The sequence below is a fragment of the Mycolicibacterium neoaurum ATCC 25795 genome (genome assembly GCF_000691525.1).
In the GTDB taxonomy this organism is placed as follows: domain Bacteria; phylum Actinomycetota; class Actinomycetes; order Mycobacteriales; family Mycobacteriaceae; genus Mycobacterium; species Mycobacterium neoaurum.
Genome location: NZ_JMDW01000008.1, coordinates 92,854 through 113,674, shown reverse-complemented (window position 1 = coordinate 113,674; position 20,821 = coordinate 92,854). Strand labels below are relative to the sequence as shown.

Genomic DNA, 20,821 nt, shown 5'->3' with positions numbered 1-20,821 from the left:
GTTCCTCAGTGTTGTCGTTGCAGGACGTCGACACCCAGCAGTTCCAGCAGCCGAGCCGTGAACACGGCGGCCTCCGGGGAGGCATGGCTGCGTGGCCGGGGCAGGTCGATGTCGACGGTGTGGGCGATACGGCCCTCGTCGAGGATCAGGACGCGGTCGGCCAACGTCACGGCCTCGGAGACATCGTGGGTCACCAGCAGGACCCCGAATCCGTGCTCGGCGAACAACCCCAGCAACAGGTCGTGCATCGCCAGCCGGGTCAAGGCATCCAGCGCACCGAACGGTTCGTCGAGCAACAGCAGGGTGGGCTCGGCGACCAAGGCCCTGGCCAGCGCGGCCCGCTGAGCCTCGCCGCCGGACAGCGTCAACGGCCAGGCATCGACGCGATGGGACAGGCCGACCTCTTCGATTACCCGACGCGCGTTCTCCTCGGCCGCGCGCTTGCGGCGGCGCTGCGGATCACCGAGCGCGACATTGCGGGTCACCGACAGCCACGGCACCAGCCGCGGTTCCTGGAACACCACTGTCGGGGTGCCCTGGACGTCGACATGCCCGTCGTGGTCGTCGGACAACCCGGCCAGCACCCGCAGCAGGGTCGATTTACCGGATCCACTGCGTCCCACCAGCGCGACGATCTCGCCGCGCCCCACGCTCAGGTCGATACCGTCGAGCACCGTGCGCCCGTCGAACCGTTTAGTCAGCCCACGTACGACGGCGCTCATCGCGACCCACCCGGCTGCCAGCGCAGCGCCCACCGCTCCAGCCAGCGCACGATCGCGTCGGTCACCAGACCCAGCAGCCCGTAGACGAGCAGTCCGAAGATCACGATGTCGGTGCGCAGGAATTCGCGGGCGTTGTTGATGATGTAACCCAGTCCGGCGCTGGCGTTGATCTGTTCGGCCACGATCAGCGACAGCCAGGCGATGCCGAGGCTCTGCCGCATGCCGACCAGGATCTGTGGCAGGGCACCGGGGATCACCAGGTGGCGCAGGCGCTCGGCACGTCTCAGCCCGAGCACCTCGCCGAGTTCGACGAGTTTGGGATCGAGCTGGCGGATGGCGGCGAAGGTGTTCAGATACAGCGGGAACGCGACACCCAGCGCGATCAGATAGACCTTCGGTTCCTCGCCGATGCCGAACCAGATGATGAACAGCGGGATCAGACCGAACAGCGGGATGGTGCGCAGCATCTGCAACGGCGGGTCGACGGCGTACTCACCGATCTTCGACAGGCCTGCCAGGATCCCGAACCCGATCCCGGCCGTCGCGCCGAGGACGAAGCCCAGCAGCGCCCGTTGACCGGACACCAGCAGCGCATCGGCGAGTGCACCGGACTCGATGACCGAGACGCCCGCCTCGAACACCGCCGACGGCGCGGGCAGGATCTTGGCCGAGAGCAACCCGCTCTGACTGGCCAGCTGCCACAGCACGAGCAGTGCGATCGGCGCCATCGAGCGCAGGAACCCCGGGCGTCGCCACCACGGCAACACGTGCCGGGCGTGCGGAATCGCCGCGACCTGGGTGACCATGACTGGCCATGATGCCGCGGCCGACCTGCGCCGCCTACGGTTCCGATCGGCGTGACTGCAAATGCGGGCGGAGTCCGTCGAACACGATGTCGGTGACGTGCCCTGCCGCGTCGGGGTTGTAGGCCTGGGCGGCCTGACAGCCGACCATCAACGCCTTGACCTCGGGCACGGTGACGTCCGGGCGGACCGTTCCGGCCCGCTGGCCGGCGTCGACGAGGTCGGCCAGCATGGAAAGGAAGTCACCCTCGGCCTCGGGCATCGCCGCATTCGCGTCGATGCCCATCCCGGCGAGTGCGTCGACGAGGCCGCGGTCGGCAGCGCCCCAGTGCAGCACCATCGACTTCAGGAAGGTGTACAGCCCGCCGGCGGGGTCGGCCTCGGCCAACTCCCGGCCCTGATCGACCAGCGTTCGGATCCGGTCGGCGACCACCGCACGGAACAGGTCCTCCTTGGCTGGGAAATGGCGGTACACGGTGCCCGCCCCGACACCTGCGCGACGCGCTATCTCGTCGATGGGAACCCCGAGGCCGTCGGCGGCGAAGGTTTCGTAGGCGACCTGCAGGATCCGGGCGCGGTTACGAGCGGCATCGGCTCGCATGAATTCGTCACCACCTCCCGGGAACCAGATAAGCGGGGCGCACGTTCCGTATATGACCGAAACCCGCCCGACTCAGGAGTTTCCCATGACCCGCTGGACCACCCACCATATTCCCGACCAGAGCGGCCGCACGGCCGTCATCACCGGAGCCAACACCGGACTCGGGTTCGAGACCGCCAAGGCACTCGCCGAACACGGAGCGCATGTCGTCCTCGCCGTCCGCGATACCGACAAGGGCAAACGCGCCGCCGCCCAGCTCACCGGTGATGTCAGCGTCCAGGAGCTCGATCTCGGGTCGCTGGAATCGGTGCGCGCCGCCGCTGCCGAGCTCCGCGGGTCCCATGAGCGCATCGATCTGCTGATCAACAACGCGGGTGTGATGACCCCGCCGAAGAGCACAACCGCCGACGGTTTCGAACTGCAATTCGGCACCAATCATCTGGGTCACTTCGCACTGACCGGCCTGCTGCTGGACAGGCTGCTCGACGTGCCGGGCTCCCGCGTCGTCACGGTCAGCAGCAACGGTCACAAGATGGGTGGCGCCATCCACTTCGACGATCTGCAGTGGGAACGCTCCTACAGCCGCATCGGCGCCTATGCCCAGTCCAAGCTCGCCAACCTGCTGTTCACCTATGAGCTGCAGCGCCGGCTCGCCCCACGTGGCACCACCATCGCCGTCGCCGCACATCCGGGCACCTCGAGCACCGAGCTGGCCCGCCATCTGCCCTCGCTGGCCCGGCCGGTCACCGAACTGGTCACCAAGGTCGCCGCGCAACCTGCCGCCGACGGAGCCCTGCCGACATTGCGCGCCGCGACCGACCCCGGCGTGCTGGGCGGTCAGTATTACGGGCCCGCGAACCTGGCGCAGTGGCGCGGCGCGCCGGTCGTCGTCGCCTCCAGCGACCAGTCCTACGACGTCGCCCTGCAGCAACGCCTGTGGTCGGTGTCCGAAGAGCTCACCGGGGTCAGCTTCGCGGTCTAGCGTGGAGGGCGTGTCCCTGGTCGTACCGCCCTATCCCCCGCCGCGCTACACCGCCGACGAGCCGGAGGTCAGCGCCTGGGTGCGCCGCGCTGACACTCCGGCCGACCACGATTCGCTCGGCCTGGTCCGCTATCACTACCTGGCGAACCAGCAGCAGACCGGTGGCGACTACGGGCTCTACCGCATCGAGCTCAGCGCGCGGGCCGGTGGACCGGGACCGCACTTCCACCGCGCCATGAGCGAGGCGTTCTATGTGCTATCCGGTGACGTGGAGATCTATGACGGTGCCGATTGGTCGACGGCAGGCCCCAACGATTTCCTGTACGTCCCGCCCGGCGGGGTACACGGCTTCCGTAACACCGCCGACGCGCCCGCGGCGATGTTGATGCTGTTTGCTCCAGGCGCGCCACGCGAGCATTACTTCGAGAACCTGACCCGCCTCGGCGAGTTGACCGACGACGAACGCACCCAGTGGTTCATCGACAACGACAACTTCTTCGTCTGACACGCCGCCGGAAGCGGGACTCGCGCAGCGGATATGCGAACCCGGAACCCCTTGCCCTAGACTGCCCTTCGACCAGATAGGAGTCTCGGGTGTCGGCTAGTGCAGCGCCCAGCACCCAGGATTTGCGGAGCTGGCAGCGTCGGGCGTTGGTGAAGTACCTGGCGGCCAAGCCGCGGGACTTCCTGGCTGTAGCCACCCCTGGCGCCGGTAAGACGACGTTCGCTCTGCGGATCGCTTCGGAGTTGCTGGCCGATGGCACCGTGACCCAGGTCGTGGTGGTCGTCCCCACCGAGCATCTCAAGACCCAGTGGGCGCAGTCCGCATCCCGATTCGGGCTGGCGCTGGATCCCAAGTTCAGCAACTCGGCCTCGCACACCTCCAGCGACTATCACGGCATCGTGGTCACCTACGCACAGGTGGCCAGTCACCCGACGCGGCACCGGGTGCGCACCGAGAACTACAAGACGCTGGTCATCTTCGACGAGATCCACCACGGCGGCGATGCCAAGTCCTGGGGCGACGCCATCCGCGAGGCCTATGACGATGCGACCCGTCGACTCGCCCTGACCGGAACACCGTTCCGCTCCGATGACAGTCCCATCCCGTTCGTCACCTACGAGACCGACGCCGCGGGTTTCCAGCGTTCCAAGGCCGACCACGTCTACGGCTATGCCGACGCGCTGGCCGACAACGTCGTGCGGCCGGTGGTGTTCATGGCCTACTCCGGGGAGGCCCGCTGGCGGGACAGCGCCGGTGAGGAGCACGCCGCCCGGCTCGGGGAACCGCTGACCGCCGAGCAGACCGCCCGCGCGTGGCGCACCGCGCTCAACCCGGAGGGCCAGTGGATGCCCGCCGTGATCGCGGCGGCCCACAAGCGGTTGATGCAGAAGCGCGAGCACGTGCCCGACGCCGGCGGCATGATCATCGCCTCCGATCAGACCACCGCCCGCGCCTACGCGAAGCTGCTGACCACCATCACCGGGCAGGAGCCGACGGTGGTGCTCTCCGACGACCCGACGGCGTCGAGCAGGATCTCGCAATTCTCCGAGGCGTCCACGCCCTGGATGGTGGCGGTGCGGATGGTGTCCGAGGGTGTCGACGTGCCGAGGCTGGCCGTCGGCGTCTACGCCACCAGTGCTTCGACGCCACTGTTCTTTGCCCAGGCGATCGGCCGCTTCGTGCGCAGCAGGCGCCCCGGCGAAACGGCCAGCATCTTCCTTCCCTCGGTGCCCAATCTGCTGCAGCTGGCCAGCGAGATGGAAGCGCAGCGCAACCACGTGCTCGGCAAGCCGCACCGCGAATCCGATGGCCTCGACGACGAACTGATCGCCGACGCCAACAAGACCAAGGACGAGAAGTCGGATCAGGACCGCGGTTTCGAGTCACTGGGCGCCGACGCCGAGCTCGACCAGGTGATCTTCGACGGTTCCACGTTCGGTACCGCCGCGGCCGCGGGTAGCGAGGAGGAGGCCGACTATCTCGGCATCCCCGGTCTGCTGGACGCCACGCAGATGCGCGATCTGCTCAGCAAGCGCCAGGACGAGCAACTCCAGAAGCGCACCGCGGCGGCCGCCGCCGCCGGCGGTCCGCCACCGCCGCGCACCACCCACGGTCAATTGCAAGAACTGCGCCGCGAACTCAATGCGCTGGTGTCCATCGCCCATCACCGCACGGGCAAGAGCCACGGGCAGATTCACAACGAATTGCGTCAGCTCTGCGGCGGCCCCGTGCTGGCCGCGGCCACCGGCGAGCAGATCAAGGCGCGCATCGATGCGGTGCGCAGCCTGCGTTCGTCCTCGCAGCGCTAAAGACCCAGCAGCTCCGGAAGATCGGCCACCGAGTCGATCACGTGATTGGGTTGCATCGCGAATTCGTCTGCAGCCCAACGATCCAACGTCTGCTGCCGGAACTTTCCGGTGCGCACCAGCACACCGGTCATCCCTACCACCTGCCCGGCCAACACATCGTTGTTCAGATCGTCGCCGACCATGAACATCTCGTCGGGCTCGACACCTAGGCGTGCGGCGGAGGCCAAAAAGCCCTCCGGCGCCGGCTTTCCGACGGCCGTGGCCTTTCGACCAGAGCCCTCCTCCATACCGGCCAGGTACATGCCGGTGTCGATCCGCAGGCCCTCGGTGGTCGTCCACGACATGCTGCGGTGCATGGCCACGACCGGAACACCTTGGGCCATCCAGTCATATACCCACGACAGGGTGACATGGTCGTATTCCGGACCCGCGCCACCGAGCAGCACCACGTCGGGGGTGTCGGGCATCGGTCCGTCGTGGGTATCCACCGAGGCCTGCAGGTCGATGCCCGGCATATCGTCGGCGATATCCCCGCTATTGACCAGGAAGCAGCGGGCCCCGGGATAACGGTCCCTGACGAAATCGGCGGTCAGCACCGCCGCGGTGATCACCTCGTCGGGCGTGACGTCCATCCCGGCCTCGGTCAGCTGATCGGCGATCTGCACCCGGGTCCGGGTGGTGGTGTTGGTCAGGTACGCGCGAGCGATCTGACTGGCCGCCAACGCGCGCAGGGTTTCCCGGGCGCCGTCGATCGGCTGCCACGAGGTGACGAGCACACCATCGATGTCGAACAGCACTCCGCCGGTAGCCATGCAGCGAGACTAAGCGCACCACTGTCGGTCGGCCACCCACGGGGAGGCTGTTGCCGCCACGGTCCACGCGATACCGGCGGGCACGTCGATCAGCACATAGCGTTTGGTTCCCGCTGCCGTGGCTGCCACCAGGGTGGCGACGCCGGCGCGGCGCTGGAACCAGCTCTGACGCACCGTCCAGCCGATGATGCCGGCCGTCTGCACACAGTCGCGATGCCGTTCGATGCTGCCCCCGCGGGTAACCAGCCATTCGGAGTCCACCCGGTGTCCCAGCGCCCGAACCCGATCCGCGGCCAGGAACACCGCAGCGGCGGTGCCTGCCGCCCACAGCCCCCATCCCCACGCCGGTAGGAATGGCAGCGCACCGAGGGCGAACACCGGCACCGCCATCGCCCGCACCCATCGCCTGCGGGCCGCCGCGGGCCCGTGCGATACCAGCGGGCCGGTGACCACATCGGCACGACCGGCCAGTTGCGTCAGCACGCCCCTGGCGGTGTCGGCGGGGCACGGTGGCAGCAGCAGCGAGGACTCCCCCGCCCCGGAGACGCCCGTCATCACCGCATCCAGCCGCGCACCGCCCAGCGCCCGGACCAGCAGCGGTTCGCGCAGCGTCGCGCCGCGTAACCGGCGCAGGTCATAGCTGTATTCACGGATCCGGACCAATCCGTGCACCAGATGCAGTGTGTCGGCGCGACGGGTCAGCACAAGGTTGCCGAAGGTCAGCAGCGATCGGCCGACGGCGAGTGGCACCGACCCCGCCAACAGCGCCACCACCAGCCAACCGTGCAACCGGTCACCGAATCCGGCCTGATAGGCCATCCCGACCGCGGCACCGACGGCGACCAACCCCGACAGGCTCAACGGGCTGTAGCGCAACCAGCTCGGCCGCCACCTGGCCAGCTCGTCTCCCCGGTCGATCTCGTCGGGCACACCCAACAGCACGGTGCGCAGCTGGGCCACCTGCTCGGCCCGGACCGCGTCAAGCCTGAACTCACTCTCGCCCTTGGCTTCCTGGCCGGTGCTGACCCGCAGCACGGTCAAGCCGAGCAATCGGTGCAACAGTCTGGCTTCGGTGCTGACCGACCGGATCCTGTTGCGCGGCAGGGATAGTTCGTTGCGATGCAGTACCCCGCTGCGCAGCGAGAGTTCCTGCTCGTCGATGCGGTAGCTGGTGGTGAACCAGCGGGTCAGGCCCAGTGCCACGATCAGACCTACACCCAGCAGCGACCACAGCGGATTCTGGGTGGTCGACCCCAGCACGATCGCCCCGATCAACAGCGGAAGTTGGTTGAGTACCTCGTGCACGGGATGGACCAGCAACATGCGTGGCGAAAGGCGTTGCCACCCGGTATCACTCATGTGGCGTCGTGCCCACCGAGCGCGGCGATGTCGGTCAGCTGGGCAACCACCTGATCGGCCACCACCGCATCCAGCGCGACGATCCGCACCGCGCCGGCCGAGGACGCCGTCGTCACCGTCACGTTCGCCAGGCCGAACAGTCGATCCACCGGACCGCGGTAGGTATCGACGGTCTGCACCCGTGAGATCGGGGCGATCCGCCGCTCCTGCACCAACCAGCCGGTTCGGGTGTACACCGCCTGTGGGCTGATCTCCCAGCGGTGCACCCGGTACCGCCAGATCGGCACCACCACCACCGAGACCAGCATGCCGAGCACGCTTGCCAGCGCCACCGCGGCGTGCAACCACGGCATCCGGCCATCCAGAACGAACCACACCACCTGCGCGGTGGCCACCATCAGCCAGGGAATCGCCGCCCCCAACGCCCAAGCCAGCGGCGCACTACGGCTGGGCGGATGAGTGGGATCGGCCATAATCACGGGAGCACCCATCCCTCGAGCATGGTCGCCGGCCGCCGTATGTTCTAGGTCATGAGCCAGAAATGGACCGAATCGAACGTCCCCGACCAGTCCGGCCGCACCGCGATCGTCACGGGCGCCAACACCGGGCTCGGCTACGAAACCGCCAGGGTGCTGGCCGCCCGCGGAGCGCGCGTCGTCATCGCGGTGCGCGATACCGCCAAGGGCGACCAGGCGGCCGCGAAAATCCGCGCGGCCACCCCGAAGGCCGACCTGCAGGTGCTCGAATTGGATCTGGGCTCGCTGCAGTCGGTCCGCACTGCCGCCGAGCGCATCAAGACCGACCATCCACGCATCGATCTGCTGATCAACAACGCCGGCGTGATGTACCCGCCCAAGCAGACCACCGCAGACGGTTTCGAGTTGCAGTTCGGCACCAACCACCTCGGGCACTTCGCCCTCACCGGACTGCTGCTGGAAAACGTTCTGGCCGTGGATAACTCACGCATCGTCGTGGTCGCCAGCATCGCCCACCGGATCCAGGCCGAGATCGACTTCGAGGATCTGCAGTGGGAGCGTCGTCCCTACAACCGGGTAGCGGCCTACGGCCAGTCCAAGCTTGCCAACCTGATGTTCAGCTATGAACTCAACCGGCGGCTGGCCGGCAAACCGACCCTCTCGGTCGCCGCGCACCCCGGCATCTCCAACACCGAACTGATGCGGCATACCCCGGGCAGCTCGTTGCCGGGCGTGGGCGCGCTCACCGGCCTGGTCACCAACTCGCCGCTGGTCGGTGCGCTGGCGACGCTGCGCGCGGCCACCGACCCCGCGGTGCGCGGTGGCCAGTATTACGGTCCGGCCTTCCCGGTGGCCGCATTCGGGCTGGTGGGGCACCCCCAGCTGGTGACCTCCAGCGAGCAGTCCCACGACGTGGCGGTCGCCCGGCGGCTGTGGCAGGTATCCGAGGAACTGACCGACGTGCACATCGATCTCTGATGCGGTCGGTCCAGGAGCATCAGCACATCGTCGGTGAGCTGATCCGCCCCCGGGCGGCCACCGCTGTGCCCACCGCGGCGGCGCTGGGTCTGGTGTTGGCCGAGGACGTGGTGGCTGGGATCTCGCTGCCCGGATTCGACAACTCCGCGATGGACGGTTTCGCGGTGCTCGACACCGATATCGCCACCGCCGGGGACTCGACGCCGGTGACCTTGCCCGTCGTCGACGACATCCCGGCCGGCCGAACCGATACCCGTCCACTGCAACCCGGTACTGCCGCGCGGATCATGACTGGCGCCCCGCTTCCTGCGGGTGCGACCACCGTGGTGCCGGTGGAGGGCACCGATGCCGATTTCACCACCACTGCAACCCAGGTCGCGATCCGGCGGGCCACCGTCGCCGGCCAGCACATCCGCCGCGCCGGGGAGGATGTCGCGGCCGGAACCGCGGTGTTGCGCACCGGTCAGCTGCTGACCCCGGCCGCGCTGGGGTTGGTGGCCGCGTTGGGATTGGACCGGGTGAACACCCTGCCGAGGCTGCGCGTGGTGGTGATGTCGACCGGTTCGGAACTGGTCGCTCCCGGCGTCGCGCTGCAGCCCGGTCAGATCTACGAATCGAACGCCGTCATGCTCTCCGCCGCGGTCCGCGAGGCCGGTGCCGAGGCGGTCACCGCGCCGATGGTGCGCGACGATCCGGCCGCGTTCCGCGCCGCTCTCGACGAGCACGTCGCCGACGCGGACCTGATCATCACCACCGGTGGTGTCAGCGCCGGCGCGTACGAGGTGGTCAAGGATGCCCTCGGCGGACAGGTCGAGTTCACCAAGGTGGCGATGCAACCCGGGATGCCCCAGGGGTGTGGGCGGGTCGGGGACGTCCCGATCATCACGTTGCCCGGTAACCCGGTCAGTGCCTTGGTGTCCTTCGAGGTGTTCGTGCGTCCGCCGTTGCGCGCGGCCATGGGGCTGCTGCCCGACCGGCCGCGGATCAGCGCCACGCTCACCGAGGGGTTGACCTCACCGCGCGGCAAGCGGCAGTTCCGGCGTGGTGTGCTCGCCGGGACCACCGTCACCAGCTACGGACCGCCGGCCTCCCATCATCTGCGCTGGTTGGCCTCGGCGAACTGCCTGCTCGACATCCCGGCCGATGTCGATCAACTGGCCGCGGGCGCGCAGTTGGACGTGTGGGACATGTCCGGCTGCTGACCCGCCCGAAAATCAACGTAGAATCGGGAGCCAACATGGCCAGACCTGCGCGTTCACCCGATGACCACAGCTCAGAAGCCCAACGCTTCGTCGAATTGGTCCGTTCCACCGTCCCGCCGCTGCATCCGGCCGGCCTCCCGTTCATCGCCGGCGGTCTCGGCGTGGCGGCCGCCGGCAGGAACCGCCGCTGGCTGCGCAACACCGGGCTCGGCCTGGCCGGCTTCTGCGCACTGTTTTTCCGGCACCCGCCGCGGGTGCCGCCGAGCAGACCGGGTGCCGTCGTGGCTCCCGCCGACGGCCTGGTGACCCTGCTGGACACCGCCGTTCCGCCGGCCGAACTCGGTCTCGGGGACACCCCGATGGCCCGGATCAGCATCTTCCTGTCCATCTTCGACGCCCACGTACAGCGGGCGCCGGTCGCCGGTCGGGTGATGGGCGTGGTGCATCGGCCCGGCAAGTTCCTCTCGGCCGACAAGGACGAAGCGAGCGCGGACAACGAACGCAACAGCTTGTGGATCCGTACCCCCGAAGATGTCGACATCGTCGCCGTGCAGATCGCCGGCCTGGTGGCGCGCCGCATCGTGTGCACCGCCAGGACCGGGGACGCGCTGGAGTTGGGTGAAACGTACGGACTGATCCGGTTCGGTTCCAGGCTGGACACGTACTTCCCGCAGGGCTCGCGGATCCTGGTCGAGGCCGGTCAGCGCGCCATCGGCGGCGAGACGATCCTGGCCGAGCTGCCCTGATGCCCACCAAGCAGCGGCCGGCGGCGATGAAGATCCTGCCCAGCGCCACGACGGTCCTGGCGATCTGCTGTGGTCTGACGTCGATCAAGTTCGCGCTCGACGGCCAACCGCATATCGCGCTGGCCCTGATCGGTGCCGCCGCCGTGCTCGACGGTATCGACGGCGGGATCGCCCGCGCACTGGATGCCCAGTCGCGGATGGGTGCCGAGATCGACTCGCTGGCCGATGCGGTGAACTTCGGCGTCGCGCCCGCGCTTGTCGTCTATGTGACGCTGTTGCCGACCTCGCCGGTGGGTTGGATCTTCGCGCTGCTCTATGCGGTGTGCATCGTGCTGCGGCTGGCGCGCTTCAACGCCTTGCTCGACGACACCTCCAAACCCGCCTACACCCGGCAGTACTTCACGGGAATGCCCGCGCCGTGCGGGGCGGTCGGTGTGATCGGCCCGCTGGCGGCCATGTTGCAGTTCGGTGAGGGCTGGTGGACCTCGCAGTGGTTCGTCTGCCTATGGTTCGCCGCCAACGCCACCCTGCTGGTCAGCCGGGTGCCGACGCTGGCGCTCAAGTCGGTGTCGATGCCGCCCAACGCCGCTCCCATCCTGCTCATCGCGATCGCCGCGGCCGCCGCGGCGCTGCTGCTGTTCCCCTACGTGCTGGTGCTGCTGATCATCATCGGTTACCTGCTGATCATCCCGTTCACCGTGCGCAGCCAACGCTGGGTGGCCGCCCGCCCGGAGGCCTGGGACGCGATGCCGAAGGAGCGTCGGGCCCAGCGCCGCGAGATCCGTCGGGCGCAGCCCCACCGGCGGTCGATGTCGCGGCTGGGCCTGCGCAAGCCGCCGGGCCGCCCATGAGCTTGACGCTCACCGCCCGGCTGAACACGTCGGCCTCCGACAGCCGCCGCGGCGTGGTGCGCCTGCACCCCGAGGCCATCGCCGCGCTTGGGATCCGCGAATGGGACGCGGTATCGCTGTTGGGGTCGCGCAGCACCGCCGCCGTCGTCGGGATCGCACCTGCCGGCACCCCTGCCGGGGTGGCATTGCTCGACGATGTGACGCTGTCCAATGCGGGGCTGCGCGAGGACACCGGCGTCGTGGTGGCGCCGGTGACGGTGCACGGCGCCCGCGCGGTGACGTTGGCCGGTTCCCGCCTGGCCACGCAGTCGGTCACCTCTTCTACGTTGCGGATGGCGTTGCTCGGCAAGGTGCTGACCGTCGGGGACACGGTGTCACTGCTGCCCCGCGATCTGGGTCCGGGCACCTCGACCTCGGCCGCGACGACCGCGTTGACCACCTCGGTCGGCATCACCTGGACCTCCGAACTGCTTACCGTCACCGGTGTCGATCCCGCCGGAACCGTAAGCGTGCAACCCAATTCGAACGTCAGTTGGGGCGACGGCACCGTGTCGGTCGCACCGACGCCCAGTCAGGCGCCCGCCGAGCCTGCCGTCCCGCGTGATGACCTCAAGGGCGCCCACACCCAGGCCGGCAAGCTCGCCGAGTGGCTCAAGCTCGCCCTCGACCAACCTGAATTACTCGAAAAGCTCGGCGCGACAGCACATCTCGGCGTGTTGGTATCCGGACCAGCCGGTGTCGGCAAGGCCACCCTGGTGCGTGCGGTGTGCGCCGAGCGCACGCTCGTCGAACTCGACGGCCCGGAGGTCGGCGCCCTGGCCGCCGACGACCGGTTGGGCAGCGTCACCGCGGCGGTGGCCGCCGTGCAGTCCGGCGGCGTGCTGCTGATCACCGATATCGATGCCCTGTTACCGGCCACGCCGGAACCGGTCGCGACGCTCATCCTCACCGAATTACGGAAAGCGGTGGCCACCAAGGATGTCGCCTTCATCGCCACCTCCGCGGTCCCGGACAACGTCGACGCGCGGCTGCGCGCCCCGGATCTCTGTGATCGCGAACTCGGGCTGAGCCTGCCCGACGCCGCGACCCGCAAGGCGCTGCTGGAGGTGTTGTTGCGCGGCGTGCCTGCCGCAGAACTGGATCTGGACGCCATCGCCGAGCGCACCCCTGGGTTCGTGGTGGCCGATCTCGCCGCCCTGGTGCGGGAGGCGGCGCTGCGTGCCGCCGCACGGGCCAGCGCCGACGATGCGCCGCCCGCACTGGCCCAGGACGATATTGCCGGCGCTCTGTCGGTGATCCGCCCGCTGTCACGGTCGGCCACCGAGGAGGTGGCAGTCGGGTCGGTCACCCTCGAGGACGTCGGCGATATGGTCGCCACCAAGCAGGCGCTCACCGAGGCCGTGTTGTGGCCACTACAGCATCCGGACACCTTTGCCCGCCTCGGCGTGCAGCCCCCGCGCGGTGTGTTGCTCTACGGTCCGCCCGGGTGCGGCAAGACGTTCGTGGTGCGCGCGCTGGCCAGTTCGGGACGGTTGTCCGTGCACGCGGTCAAGGGTGCCGAACTCATGGACAAGTGGGTCGGGTCTTCGGAGAAGGCGGTGCGCGAACTGTTCCGCCGAGCCCGCGATTCGGCACCGTCGCTGGTCTTCCTCGACGAGGTCGATGCGCTGGCGCCGCGGCGCGGGCAGAGCCACGACTCCGGGGTGACCGATCGAGTGGTCGCCGCGCTGCTGACCGAGTTGGACGGTATCGAGCCGTTACGTGATGTCGTCGTGCTCGGTGCCACCAACCGACCGGACCTGATCGACCCTGCCCTGTTGCGACCGGGCAGGCTCGAGCGCTTGGTGTTCGTCGAGCCGCCGGATGCCGACGCGCGCCGCGACATCCTGCGGACCGCGGGCAAGTCGATACCGCTGTCCCCGGAGGTCGACCTGGACACCCTGGCCGATGATCTCGAGGGCTACAGCGCGGCCGACTGCGTCGCCCTGTTGCGCGAGGCCGCACTGACCGCCATGCGGCGATCGATCGACGCCGCCGACGTCACCGCCGCCGATGTCGCCACCGCCCGCGAGAACGTGCGACCGTCGCTCGATCCCGAACAGGTCGATTCGCTGCGGGCTTTCGCGGACGGCCACTGACCGTTCAGGCTGGGTTCGATGAACTCAAAACCGTGCACGTAGAATGAGTTCGTACCAACGGTCATACTCGCCGCTGCGCCCTCTTCGGGTGCTCATCGGTCACTGACACCCCGACCCAACCCGATCGGAGTGCCATGCTCGTCGTTTTGCTCGCCCACGTCATCGCCACCGCGGTGGCGCCCCTTCTGGTGGCCCGCTGGGGACGCCTCGCGTTCTATCCGCTGGCCTTGGTCCCGCTGTTCTCACTCCTCTGGGTCGGCCTGAACTGGCCCACCGATGAGCACGTGCCGACCGTGCACATCCCGTGGCTTCCGATGCTGTCGATGGACATCACGCTGCGGTTCGACTCGCTTGCCGCGATCATGAGCGTGCTGGTACTCGGCATCGGCGCGCTGGTGCTCTTCTACTGCGCGGAGTACTTCCATCATCACGGGGGCCGCATCGAGAAGCGGCTGCCAAGTTTCGCCGCCGAGCTCGTCGCCTTCTCCGGCGCGATGTTCGGTCTGGTGGTCAGCGACAACATGCTGCTGCTCTACATCTTCTGGGAAACCACGACGGTGCTGTCCTTCCTGTTGGTCGGGCACTACGCCGAACGCGCCACCAGCCGTCGTGCCGCCACCCAGGCGCTGCTGGTCACGACGTTCGGTGGCCTGGCCATGCTGGTCGGCATCGTCGTTCTCGGCGAGATGTCGGGGACCTACCTGCTCTCCGAGCTGATCGCCGCCCCGCCGACGGGCCTCGCCGCCAGCGTCGGCATCGCACTCATCCTCGTCGGCGCACTGTCGAAATCGGCGATCGTGCCGTTGCACTTCTGGTTGCCCGGCGCCATGGCGGCGCCGACACCGGTGAGCGCCTACCTGCACGCGGCGGCCATGGTCAAGGCCGGTGTCTATCTGGTTGCCCGGCTCACCCCCGGTTTCGCCGACACCGCCTTCTGGCGACCCATGGTGGTCGGGCTGGGACTGCTGACCATGCTGTTGGCCGGCTGGCGCGCCATCCGCGAGTACGACCTCAAGCTCATCCTGGCCTTCGGCACCGTCAGCCAGCTCGGTCTGATCACCATCATGGTCGGCACCGGCGGTCCCGACATGATGCTGGCCGGGCTGGCCATGCTGTGCGCGCACGCGATGTTCAAGGCGGCGCTGTTCATGGTGGTCGGCATCATCGATCATGCGACCGGAACCCGCGATATCCGCAAGCTCTCGGGGCTGGGCCGGGCACATCGCCCCTTGCTGATCATCGCGGCCGGTGCCAGCGCGAGCATGGCCGCGCTGCCTCCGTTCTTCGGTTTCATCGCCAAAGAGGCCGACCTCGAGACCGTGCTGCACAGCGAGGTCCTCGGCGGCGCCGCTCCCTTCGTGCTCGCGGGCATCGTGTTCGGTTCGGTCTTCACCACCATGTACACCCTGCGCTTCCTGTGGGGCGCGTTCGCCGACAAGGGTGCCGCGGAGCCCAGCGTCCGCGTTGCCGAGATGCACCGGCCTCCGCTGACGTTCCTGCTGCCGCCGGCGATCCTCGCCGCCGCCGGCCTGGTGTTCGGGTTGTGGCCCTCGGGCATCGACGCGGTGCTCGACGATTACGCCGAGACCATCCCCGGCGGTTCGGACTACTACCTTGCGCTGTGGCATGGGTTCGGGATTCCGCTGTTGCTGTCGGTGTTCATCCTGGTCACAGGTGCGGTGGTGTTCTTCGGCCGACAGCGCCTGCCTCGCGCGCGCACCGGGTTCACCCCGCTGGGCAACGCCGACCGCATCTACGACGAGGTGATGCGCGGGCTCGACCTGCTCGCGGTGCGGGTGACCGCGCAGACCCAGCGCGGTTCGTTGCCCGCCACCCAGTCGGTCATCCTGTGCACCCTTGTGGTGTTGCCGCTGGTCATGCTTGGCCTGGGCGCCCGCAACCGACCCGAGATGGCCTTGTGGGACTCGCCGTTGCAGGTGGTGATCGGCGCGGTCATCCTGGCGGCCGCCCTGGGTGCGACGGTGATGCGCAACCGGTTGGCCGCGGTGCTGCTGGTCGGCGTCACCGGTTACGGCTGCGGTGCCATCTTCGCCCTGCACGGCGCACCCGATCTGGCGCTGACGCAATTCCTGGTCGAGACGCTGCTGTTGGTGATCTTCGTGCTGGTGCTGCGCACCCTGCCCGCGGAGGCCGATCGGTCCAACGTCACCCGCAGCCGCGCCCCGCGGGCGGTGTTGTCGGCGGCGGTCGGCGCGGCGGTGACGACGCTGGCGGTGTTCGCCATGGCCGCCCGTGACACGAGGCCGATCGCGGCGCTGCTACCCGACGCCGCCTACTACCGCGGGCACGGCGCCAACACGGTCAACGTGTTGCTGGTCGACATCCGCGCCTGGGACACCATGGGCGAGATCTCGGTGCTGGTCGTCGCGGCGACCGGGGTGGCGTCGATGGTGTTCCGCAACCGGCGCTTCGGTGCGGCCCCGCGGGTATCGCAGGCCAAACCCAGCGTCGCGGGCCAGCCGGATATCGGCTTGGTGACCGCCTACAGTCCGGCCGCCGGCGATGTCACCTGGCTGCGCGGTAGCGAGTTGCGCGACCCGCGACATCGGTCGCTGGTACTGGAGGTCGCCACCCGGATCATCTTCCCGTTGATCATGGTGCTCTCGGTGTATCTGTTCTTCGCCGGGCACAACACTCCCGGCGGTGGTTTCGCCGGCGGCCTGACCGCCGGGCTGGCGCTGGTACTGCGCTATCTGGCCGGTGGCCGATACGAACTCGGCGAGACCCTGCCGCTGGATGCCGGCAAGATCCTCGGCGCCGGGCTGCTGATGTCGGCGGGCACGGCGATCACTTCACTGGCGCTCGGCGCCCCGGTGCTCTCCTCGGCGGTGTTGTATCTGGAGATTCCGGTGCTCGGTGACATCAAGCTCGTCACCGCGTTGTTCTTCGACATCGGCGTCTACCTGATCGTGGTGGGTCTGGTTCTGGACATCCTGCGCAGCCTCGGCGCCCGGGTCGATGCGGAAAGGGTGCAGAAATGACCACCTACGTCGTTCCTCTGATCCTGATCGGCGGGCTCACCAGCACCGGTGTCTACCTGCTGCTGGAACGCACGCTGACCCGGATGTTGTTGGGGCTGCTGCTGATCGGCAACGCCGTCAACCTGCTGATCCTCAATGTCGGTGGTCCGTCGGGCAATCCGCCGGTGTACGGGCGCACCAGCAACGGCGCCCAGACCGATGCCGATCCGCTGGCCCAGGGCATGATCCTGACGGCAATCGTCATCGCCATGGGTGTCGCGGCCTTCGTGTTGGCTCTCGCCTACCGCTCGTATCAGCTCACCACCGTCGAAGAGGTCAGCAACGATCCCGAGGACACCAGGGTCGCCGAGCGCGCCGACGAAGATGTCGTGGACCGCGACATCCCGGATGTGGTGCCCTCGCGGGACACCGACGCCCCCGACGAACTGGACGCCCTGCCGGGTGCGGAGGGGTCCCGCTGATGGCCCTCGCGCAGATCCTCACTCCCCTGCCGGTGCTGATTCCCACCATCGCCGCGGCCATCGCCATGGTCGCCGGCCGCAGTCCCCGTATCCAGCAACTGATTTCGCTGACCGCGCTCTCGGCCGTCGTGGCGGTGTGCGCCCTGCTGCTCTACCTCGTCGACCGTGACGGCACCGTCGCCGTACAGGTCGGCGGGTGGGGCCAGAGCGAACCGGGCATGGGCCCGTTGGGCATCACGCTGGTGGCCGACCGTCTCTCGGTGCTGATGCTCGTGGTGTCCTCGATCGTGCTGCTGGCGGTCGTGTTCTACGCCATCGGACAGGGCATCAGCGACGGCGATGAACGTCAACCGGTTTCGATCTTCCAGCCCACCTACCTGATCCTCTCGGCGGGTGTGTGCACGGCCTTCCTCGCCGGTGACCTGTTCAACCTGTTCGTCGGTTTCGAGGTGTTGCTGGCCGCCAGCTTCGTGCTGCTGACCATCGGCGGCAGTGCCGAACGCGTGCGCGCCGGTATCGCCTACGTGATGGTGTCGATGGTGTCGTCGCTGATCTTCCTGACCGGCATCGCGTTGGTGTACGCAGCGACCGGCACCCTGAACATGGCCGAGGTCGCGGTCCGGCTGACCGATGTGCCCGCCGGCACCCGCACGGCGTTGTTCGCCGTGCTGTTGGTCGCGTTCGGCATCAAGGCGGCGGTCTTCCCGCTGTCGGCCTGGTTGCCCGACTCCTATCCGACCGCACCCGCGCCGGTCACCGCGGTGTTCGCGGGCCTGCTCACCAAGGTCGGTGTCTACGCCATCATCCGGGCGCATTCCCTGCTGTTCCCCGACGGCGGCCTCGACGATGTCCTGCTCGTCGCGGCGCTGCTGACCATGGTGGTCGGCATCCTCGGTGCGATCGCGCAGAACGACATCAAGCGGTTGTTGTCGTTCACCCTGGTCAGCCACATCGGGTACATGATCTTCGGCGTCGCGCTCGGTAACGCCCTCGGCATGTCGGGCGCCGTCTATTACGTCGCGCACCACATCGTCGTGCAGACCACCCTGTTCCTGGTGGTCGGCCTGATCGAACGCCAGGCCGGCGCGTCGACGCTGCAGCGCCTCGGCGGATTGGCGGCGGCCAGTCCCCTACTGGCGTTCATCTTCGTGGTCCCGGCCCTGAATCTGGGTGGTATTCCGCCGTTTTCCGGGTTCATCGGGAAGGTGGCCCTGCTGGAGGCCGGCGCCCAGTCCGGCACGACGCTGGCCTGGGTCCTGGTCGGCGGCAGTGTGGCCACCAGCCTGCTGACGCTCTACGCGGTGACACGGGTGTGGACCAAGGCGTTCTGGCGGGCCCGCGCCGACGCCCCCGAGGGCGACCTGTCCAACACGGTGCCCGCGGCGTTGATCGACGACGACGACGATATCGCCTTCGCCGACCGCAACGATGTCGGCAAGATGCCGCTGGGAATGCTGTTGCCCACCGGGGCATTGATCGCGGTGGGGCTCGCGCTCACGGTGTTCGCCGGACCCATCTACGCCTACAGCGAGCGAGCCGGTGAACAGATACTCGATCGCGAGCAATACATCTCGGCGGTGTTGCAATGAGGAAGATCACCTTACGTATCTGGACGCTGTGCTGGCTGACGCTGGTGTGGGTGCTGCTGTGGGGCACCTTCTCCGCCGCGAACATCCTGGGTGGCTTGACGGTCGCCCTGGTGATCACCCTGCTGCTGCCGCTGCCGCGGGTGCCCGTCGAGGGCCGGGTCCGGCCACTGTCCTTGGTGCGCCTGATCCTCTATGTCATCGTCAAATTGGTGGTGTCCTCGTTCCAGGTGGCCTGGCTGGCCATCCGACCGGGACCACCTCCGGCGACCGCGGTGTTGCGCGTCCACCTTGCCGTCAAGTCCGATCTGGTGCTTGCTCTCGCGGCGGGCATCCTCACCCTGATCCCTGGTTCGGTGGTCCTGGAGATCGACCAGAAGCGTCGACTGGTGTACCTGCACGTCCTGGATGTCGGGTCGGAGAAGGCGGTCTCGGCCTTCTACCGGCAGGCCGAGACCCTGCAGCGACTCATGGTGGCGGCATTCGAACGGGACACGGACTGGCAACCTTCCGCGTCGAAGGAGGACGGCTGATGCACATCGTATGGATCGCTGCGGCGGTCATGCTCTCGGCCGCCGCAGCGATCACCGTCTACCGGTTGCTCGCCGGGCCCACCACCCTGGACCGGCTGGTGGCGTTGGATGCCTTTGTGGCGGTGTCGATGTGCGGCATCGGCACTTGGGCGGCGTTCAGTCTGGACAGCACCGTCACCTACAGTCTGACGGCGTTGGCACTGATCAGTTTTGTCGGTTCGGTGAGTGTGGCCCGTTTCCGCGTGCCCGACCGCGATCCGGACGAGCGGAGGGCTTTATGACCATCGCCGATGTCATCACCGCGGTTCTCATCCTCAGCGGGTCTGGGCTGGCGTTGACCGCCGCAATCGGGGTGGTGCGCTTCCCGGACACGTTGACCCGCATGCACGCCGCGAGCAAGCCACAGGTGCTCGGTCTACTGCTGGTGCTGGCCGGTGCGGCGGTGCAGCTGCGGGGACATCCCGATGTCGGCATGATCATCCTGGCGGGGCTGTTCACCCTCTTCACCGCGCCCGTGGTCGCCAATCGGGTCGGCCAGCTCGCCTACCGCGAACAGAATGTGCAGGAGAGCCTGGTTGCCGACGAGTTGAAGCACAACCCGTTGCCCGACCCTGAGTAGTCACTCCGACAGCTGGAACTCCACCAGTGCCGCCACCGTCTCGACGGCTTCGCGCAGCGCCGCCAGCCGCGCAGAGGCGTGCGGGGCGGCCAGCACGGCGTACCGGTCGGCCTGACCGATCGGTATCCGGGCGGGCAACGCGTACAACCGATCTCCTGGTCTCTGTCCGGGCTCCGGGCCACCGAGCAGTACCTCACGCGGCGGCAGCACCGCATCCCGGGCGGCGGCGATTCTCTCGAAAAGCGCCATCACGGTGTCTTCGACATCGGAGATGTCTCCACCGGTGACCGTCGGGCCGTCCTCGTCGGGCCATGTCTCGGTGCGCGCACGGGGATACGGGTCATCATCGAGCCACTGGGTGACCCGGATGCGCTCCCCGAGAACAGCGCGCAGGCGGTACTTCCCGCCGCCCAGGTCGGTGTGCTCGACGATGCGCGCCAGCGCACCGACGTCACTGCGCACGTCGCCGCCGCCGACTTCACGGCCGGCCTGGATGAGCACCACCCCGAACTCACCGGTCCCGGCCAGGCAGTCCGAAATCATTGCCGAATACCGCGGTTCGAAGATCCGCAACGGCAGTTCCTCGCCGGGAAGCATCGCCGCCTCCAGCGGGAACATGGCTGTCGGCGGCGGGCTG

21 protein-coding genes are annotated in these 20,821 nt (G+C 68.3%); 14 read left to right on the top strand and 7 right to left on the bottom strand.

Annotation, left to right across the window (positions count from 1 at the left end):
* Positions 1-5: 5 nt before the first annotated feature.
* From IC40_RS0107945 to IC40_RS0107935, 3 genes are read right to left on the bottom strand one after another with little or no spacing between them, the layout of a single operon-like run.
* Positions 6-722 carry an ABC transporter ATP-binding protein gene (locus IC40_RS0107945; protein WP_030134209.1) on the bottom strand — a complete coding sequence of 239 codons (717 nt, stop codon included), beginning with the start codon at positions 720-722 and terminating at the stop codon, positions 6-8.
* Positions 719-1,528 carry an ABC transporter permease gene (locus IC40_RS0107940; protein ID WP_030134208.1) on the bottom strand — a complete coding sequence of 270 codons (810 nt, stop codon included), beginning with the start codon at positions 1,526-1,528 and terminating at the stop codon, positions 719-721. The genes IC40_RS0107945 and IC40_RS0107940 overlap by 4 nt, the downstream gene beginning before the upstream one ends.
* Positions 1,529-1,562: 34 nt before the next feature.
* On the bottom strand, positions 1,563-2,126 hold the full coding sequence (locus IC40_RS0107935; protein WP_030134207.1) for a TetR/AcrR family transcriptional regulator: 564 nt from the start codon (positions 2,124-2,126) through the stop codon (positions 1,563-1,565).
* An 85-nt stretch (positions 2,127-2,211) separates the two neighbouring features.
* On the opposite strand from IC40_RS0107935, the gene IC40_RS0107930 reads away from it, so the two are divergent.
* From IC40_RS0107930 to IC40_RS0107920, 3 genes are all read left to right on the top strand, one after another.
* Complete coding sequence (locus IC40_RS0107930) at positions 2,212-3,108, top strand: SDR family NAD(P)-dependent oxidoreductase (protein WP_030134206.1); 897 nt, start codon at positions 2,212-2,214, stop codon at positions 3,106-3,108.
* A 10-nt stretch (positions 3,109-3,118) separates the two neighbouring features.
* Positions 3,119-3,613 carry a cupin domain-containing protein gene (locus tag IC40_RS0107925; RefSeq protein WP_030134205.1) on the top strand — a complete coding sequence of 165 codons (495 nt, stop codon included), beginning with the start codon at positions 3,119-3,121 and terminating at the stop codon, positions 3,611-3,613.
* An 89-nt stretch (positions 3,614-3,702) separates the two neighbouring features.
* A complete protein-coding gene (locus IC40_RS0107920) occupies positions 3,703-5,421 on the top strand; it encodes a DEAD/DEAH box helicase (RefSeq protein WP_030134204.1) in 1,719 nt (572 codons plus the stop codon).
* Here the strand turns inward: IC40_RS0107920 and IC40_RS0107915 are convergent.
* From IC40_RS0107915 to IC40_RS0107905, 3 genes are read right to left on the bottom strand one after another with little or no spacing between them, the layout of a single operon-like run.
* A complete protein-coding gene (locus IC40_RS0107915) occupies positions 5,418-6,233 on the bottom strand; it encodes an HAD-IIA family hydrolase (RefSeq protein WP_030134203.1) in 816 nt (271 codons plus the stop codon). The genes IC40_RS0107920 and IC40_RS0107915 overlap by 4 nt on opposite strands.
* Before the next feature lie 9 nt (positions 6,234-6,242).
* A complete protein-coding gene (locus IC40_RS0107910) occupies positions 6,243-7,592 on the bottom strand; it encodes a PH domain-containing protein (RefSeq protein ID WP_030134202.1) in 1,350 nt (449 codons plus the stop codon).
* The gene (locus tag IC40_RS0107905) at positions 7,589-8,083 is read right to left on the bottom strand and encodes a PH domain-containing protein (protein WP_030134201.1); all 495 of its coding nucleotides are present in this window, start codon (positions 8,081-8,083) and stop codon (positions 7,589-7,591) included. The genes IC40_RS0107910 and IC40_RS0107905 overlap by 4 nt, the downstream gene beginning before the upstream one ends.
* Before the next feature lie 39 nt (positions 8,084-8,122).
* Between IC40_RS0107905 and IC40_RS0107900 the strand changes: the two genes are divergently transcribed.
* From IC40_RS0107900 to mnhG, 11 genes are all read left to right on the top strand, one after another.
* Complete coding sequence (locus IC40_RS0107900) at positions 8,123-9,046, top strand: SDR family NAD(P)-dependent oxidoreductase (RefSeq protein WP_030134200.1); 924 nt, start codon at positions 8,123-8,125, stop codon at positions 9,044-9,046.
* Positions 9,046-10,248: a molybdopterin molybdotransferase MoeA gene (gene moeA / locus IC40_RS0107895; RefSeq protein WP_030134199.1), complete on the top strand. Its 1,203-nt coding sequence runs from the start codon at positions 9,046-9,048 to the stop codon at positions 10,246-10,248. The genes IC40_RS0107900 and moeA overlap by 1 nt, the downstream gene beginning before the upstream one ends.
* Before the next feature lie 35 nt (positions 10,249-10,283).
* Positions 10,284-10,994, top strand: coding sequence for a phosphatidylserine decarboxylase (locus IC40_RS0107890; RefSeq protein ID WP_030134198.1), 711 nt, complete (start codon positions 10,284-10,286; stop codon positions 10,992-10,994).
* Complete coding sequence (locus tag IC40_RS0107885; protein WP_030134197.1) at positions 10,994-11,845, top strand: CDP-alcohol phosphatidyltransferase family protein; 852 nt, start codon at positions 10,994-10,996, stop codon at positions 11,843-11,845. Before IC40_RS0107890 ends, IC40_RS0107885 begins: the two co-directional genes overlap by 1 nt.
* On the top strand, positions 11,842-13,983 hold the full coding sequence (locus IC40_RS0107880; protein WP_030134196.1) for an AAA family ATPase: 2,142 nt from the start codon (positions 11,842-11,844) through the stop codon (positions 13,981-13,983). Before IC40_RS0107885 ends, IC40_RS0107880 begins: the two co-directional genes overlap by 4 nt.
* A 134-nt stretch (positions 13,984-14,117) precedes the next feature.
* Positions 14,118-16,985: a Na+/H+ antiporter subunit A gene (locus IC40_RS0107875; protein ID WP_030134195.1), complete on the top strand. Its 2,868-nt coding sequence runs from the start codon at positions 14,118-14,120 to the stop codon at positions 16,983-16,985.
* Positions 16,982-17,446, top strand: a complete 465-nt coding sequence (locus tag IC40_RS0107870) for a Na(+)/H(+) antiporter subunit C (RefSeq protein ID WP_030134194.1) — start codon at positions 16,982-16,984, stop codon at positions 17,444-17,446. Before IC40_RS0107875 ends, IC40_RS0107870 begins: the two co-directional genes overlap by 4 nt.
* On the top strand, positions 17,446-19,035 hold the full coding sequence (locus tag IC40_RS0107865; protein ID WP_030134193.1) for a Na+/H+ antiporter subunit D: 1,590 nt from the start codon (positions 17,446-17,448) through the stop codon (positions 19,033-19,035). Before IC40_RS0107870 ends, IC40_RS0107865 begins: the two co-directional genes overlap by 1 nt.
* Positions 19,032-19,565, top strand: a complete 534-nt coding sequence (locus IC40_RS0107860) for a Na+/H+ antiporter subunit E (RefSeq protein WP_030134192.1) — start codon at positions 19,032-19,034, stop codon at positions 19,563-19,565. Before IC40_RS0107865 ends, IC40_RS0107860 begins: the two co-directional genes overlap by 4 nt.
* The gene (locus IC40_RS0107855; RefSeq protein WP_030134191.1) at positions 19,565-19,846 is read left to right on the top strand and encodes a monovalent cation/H+ antiporter complex subunit F; all 282 of its coding nucleotides are present in this window, start codon (positions 19,565-19,567) and stop codon (positions 19,844-19,846) included. The genes IC40_RS0107860 and IC40_RS0107855 overlap by 1 nt, the downstream gene beginning before the upstream one ends.
* The gene (mnhG, locus tag IC40_RS0107850) at positions 19,843-20,184 is read left to right on the top strand and encodes a monovalent cation/H(+) antiporter subunit G (protein ID WP_019513729.1); all 342 of its coding nucleotides are present in this window, start codon (positions 19,843-19,845) and stop codon (positions 20,182-20,184) included. Before IC40_RS0107855 ends, mnhG begins: the two co-directional genes overlap by 4 nt.
* Here the strand turns inward: mnhG and IC40_RS0107845 are convergent, their stop codons facing one another.
* Complete coding sequence (locus tag IC40_RS0107845) at positions 20,185-20,802, bottom strand: LON peptidase substrate-binding domain-containing protein (RefSeq protein WP_030134190.1); 618 nt, start codon at positions 20,800-20,802, stop codon at positions 20,185-20,187. It lies immediately after the preceding gene.
* Positions 20,803-20,821: the final 19 nt, after the last annotated feature.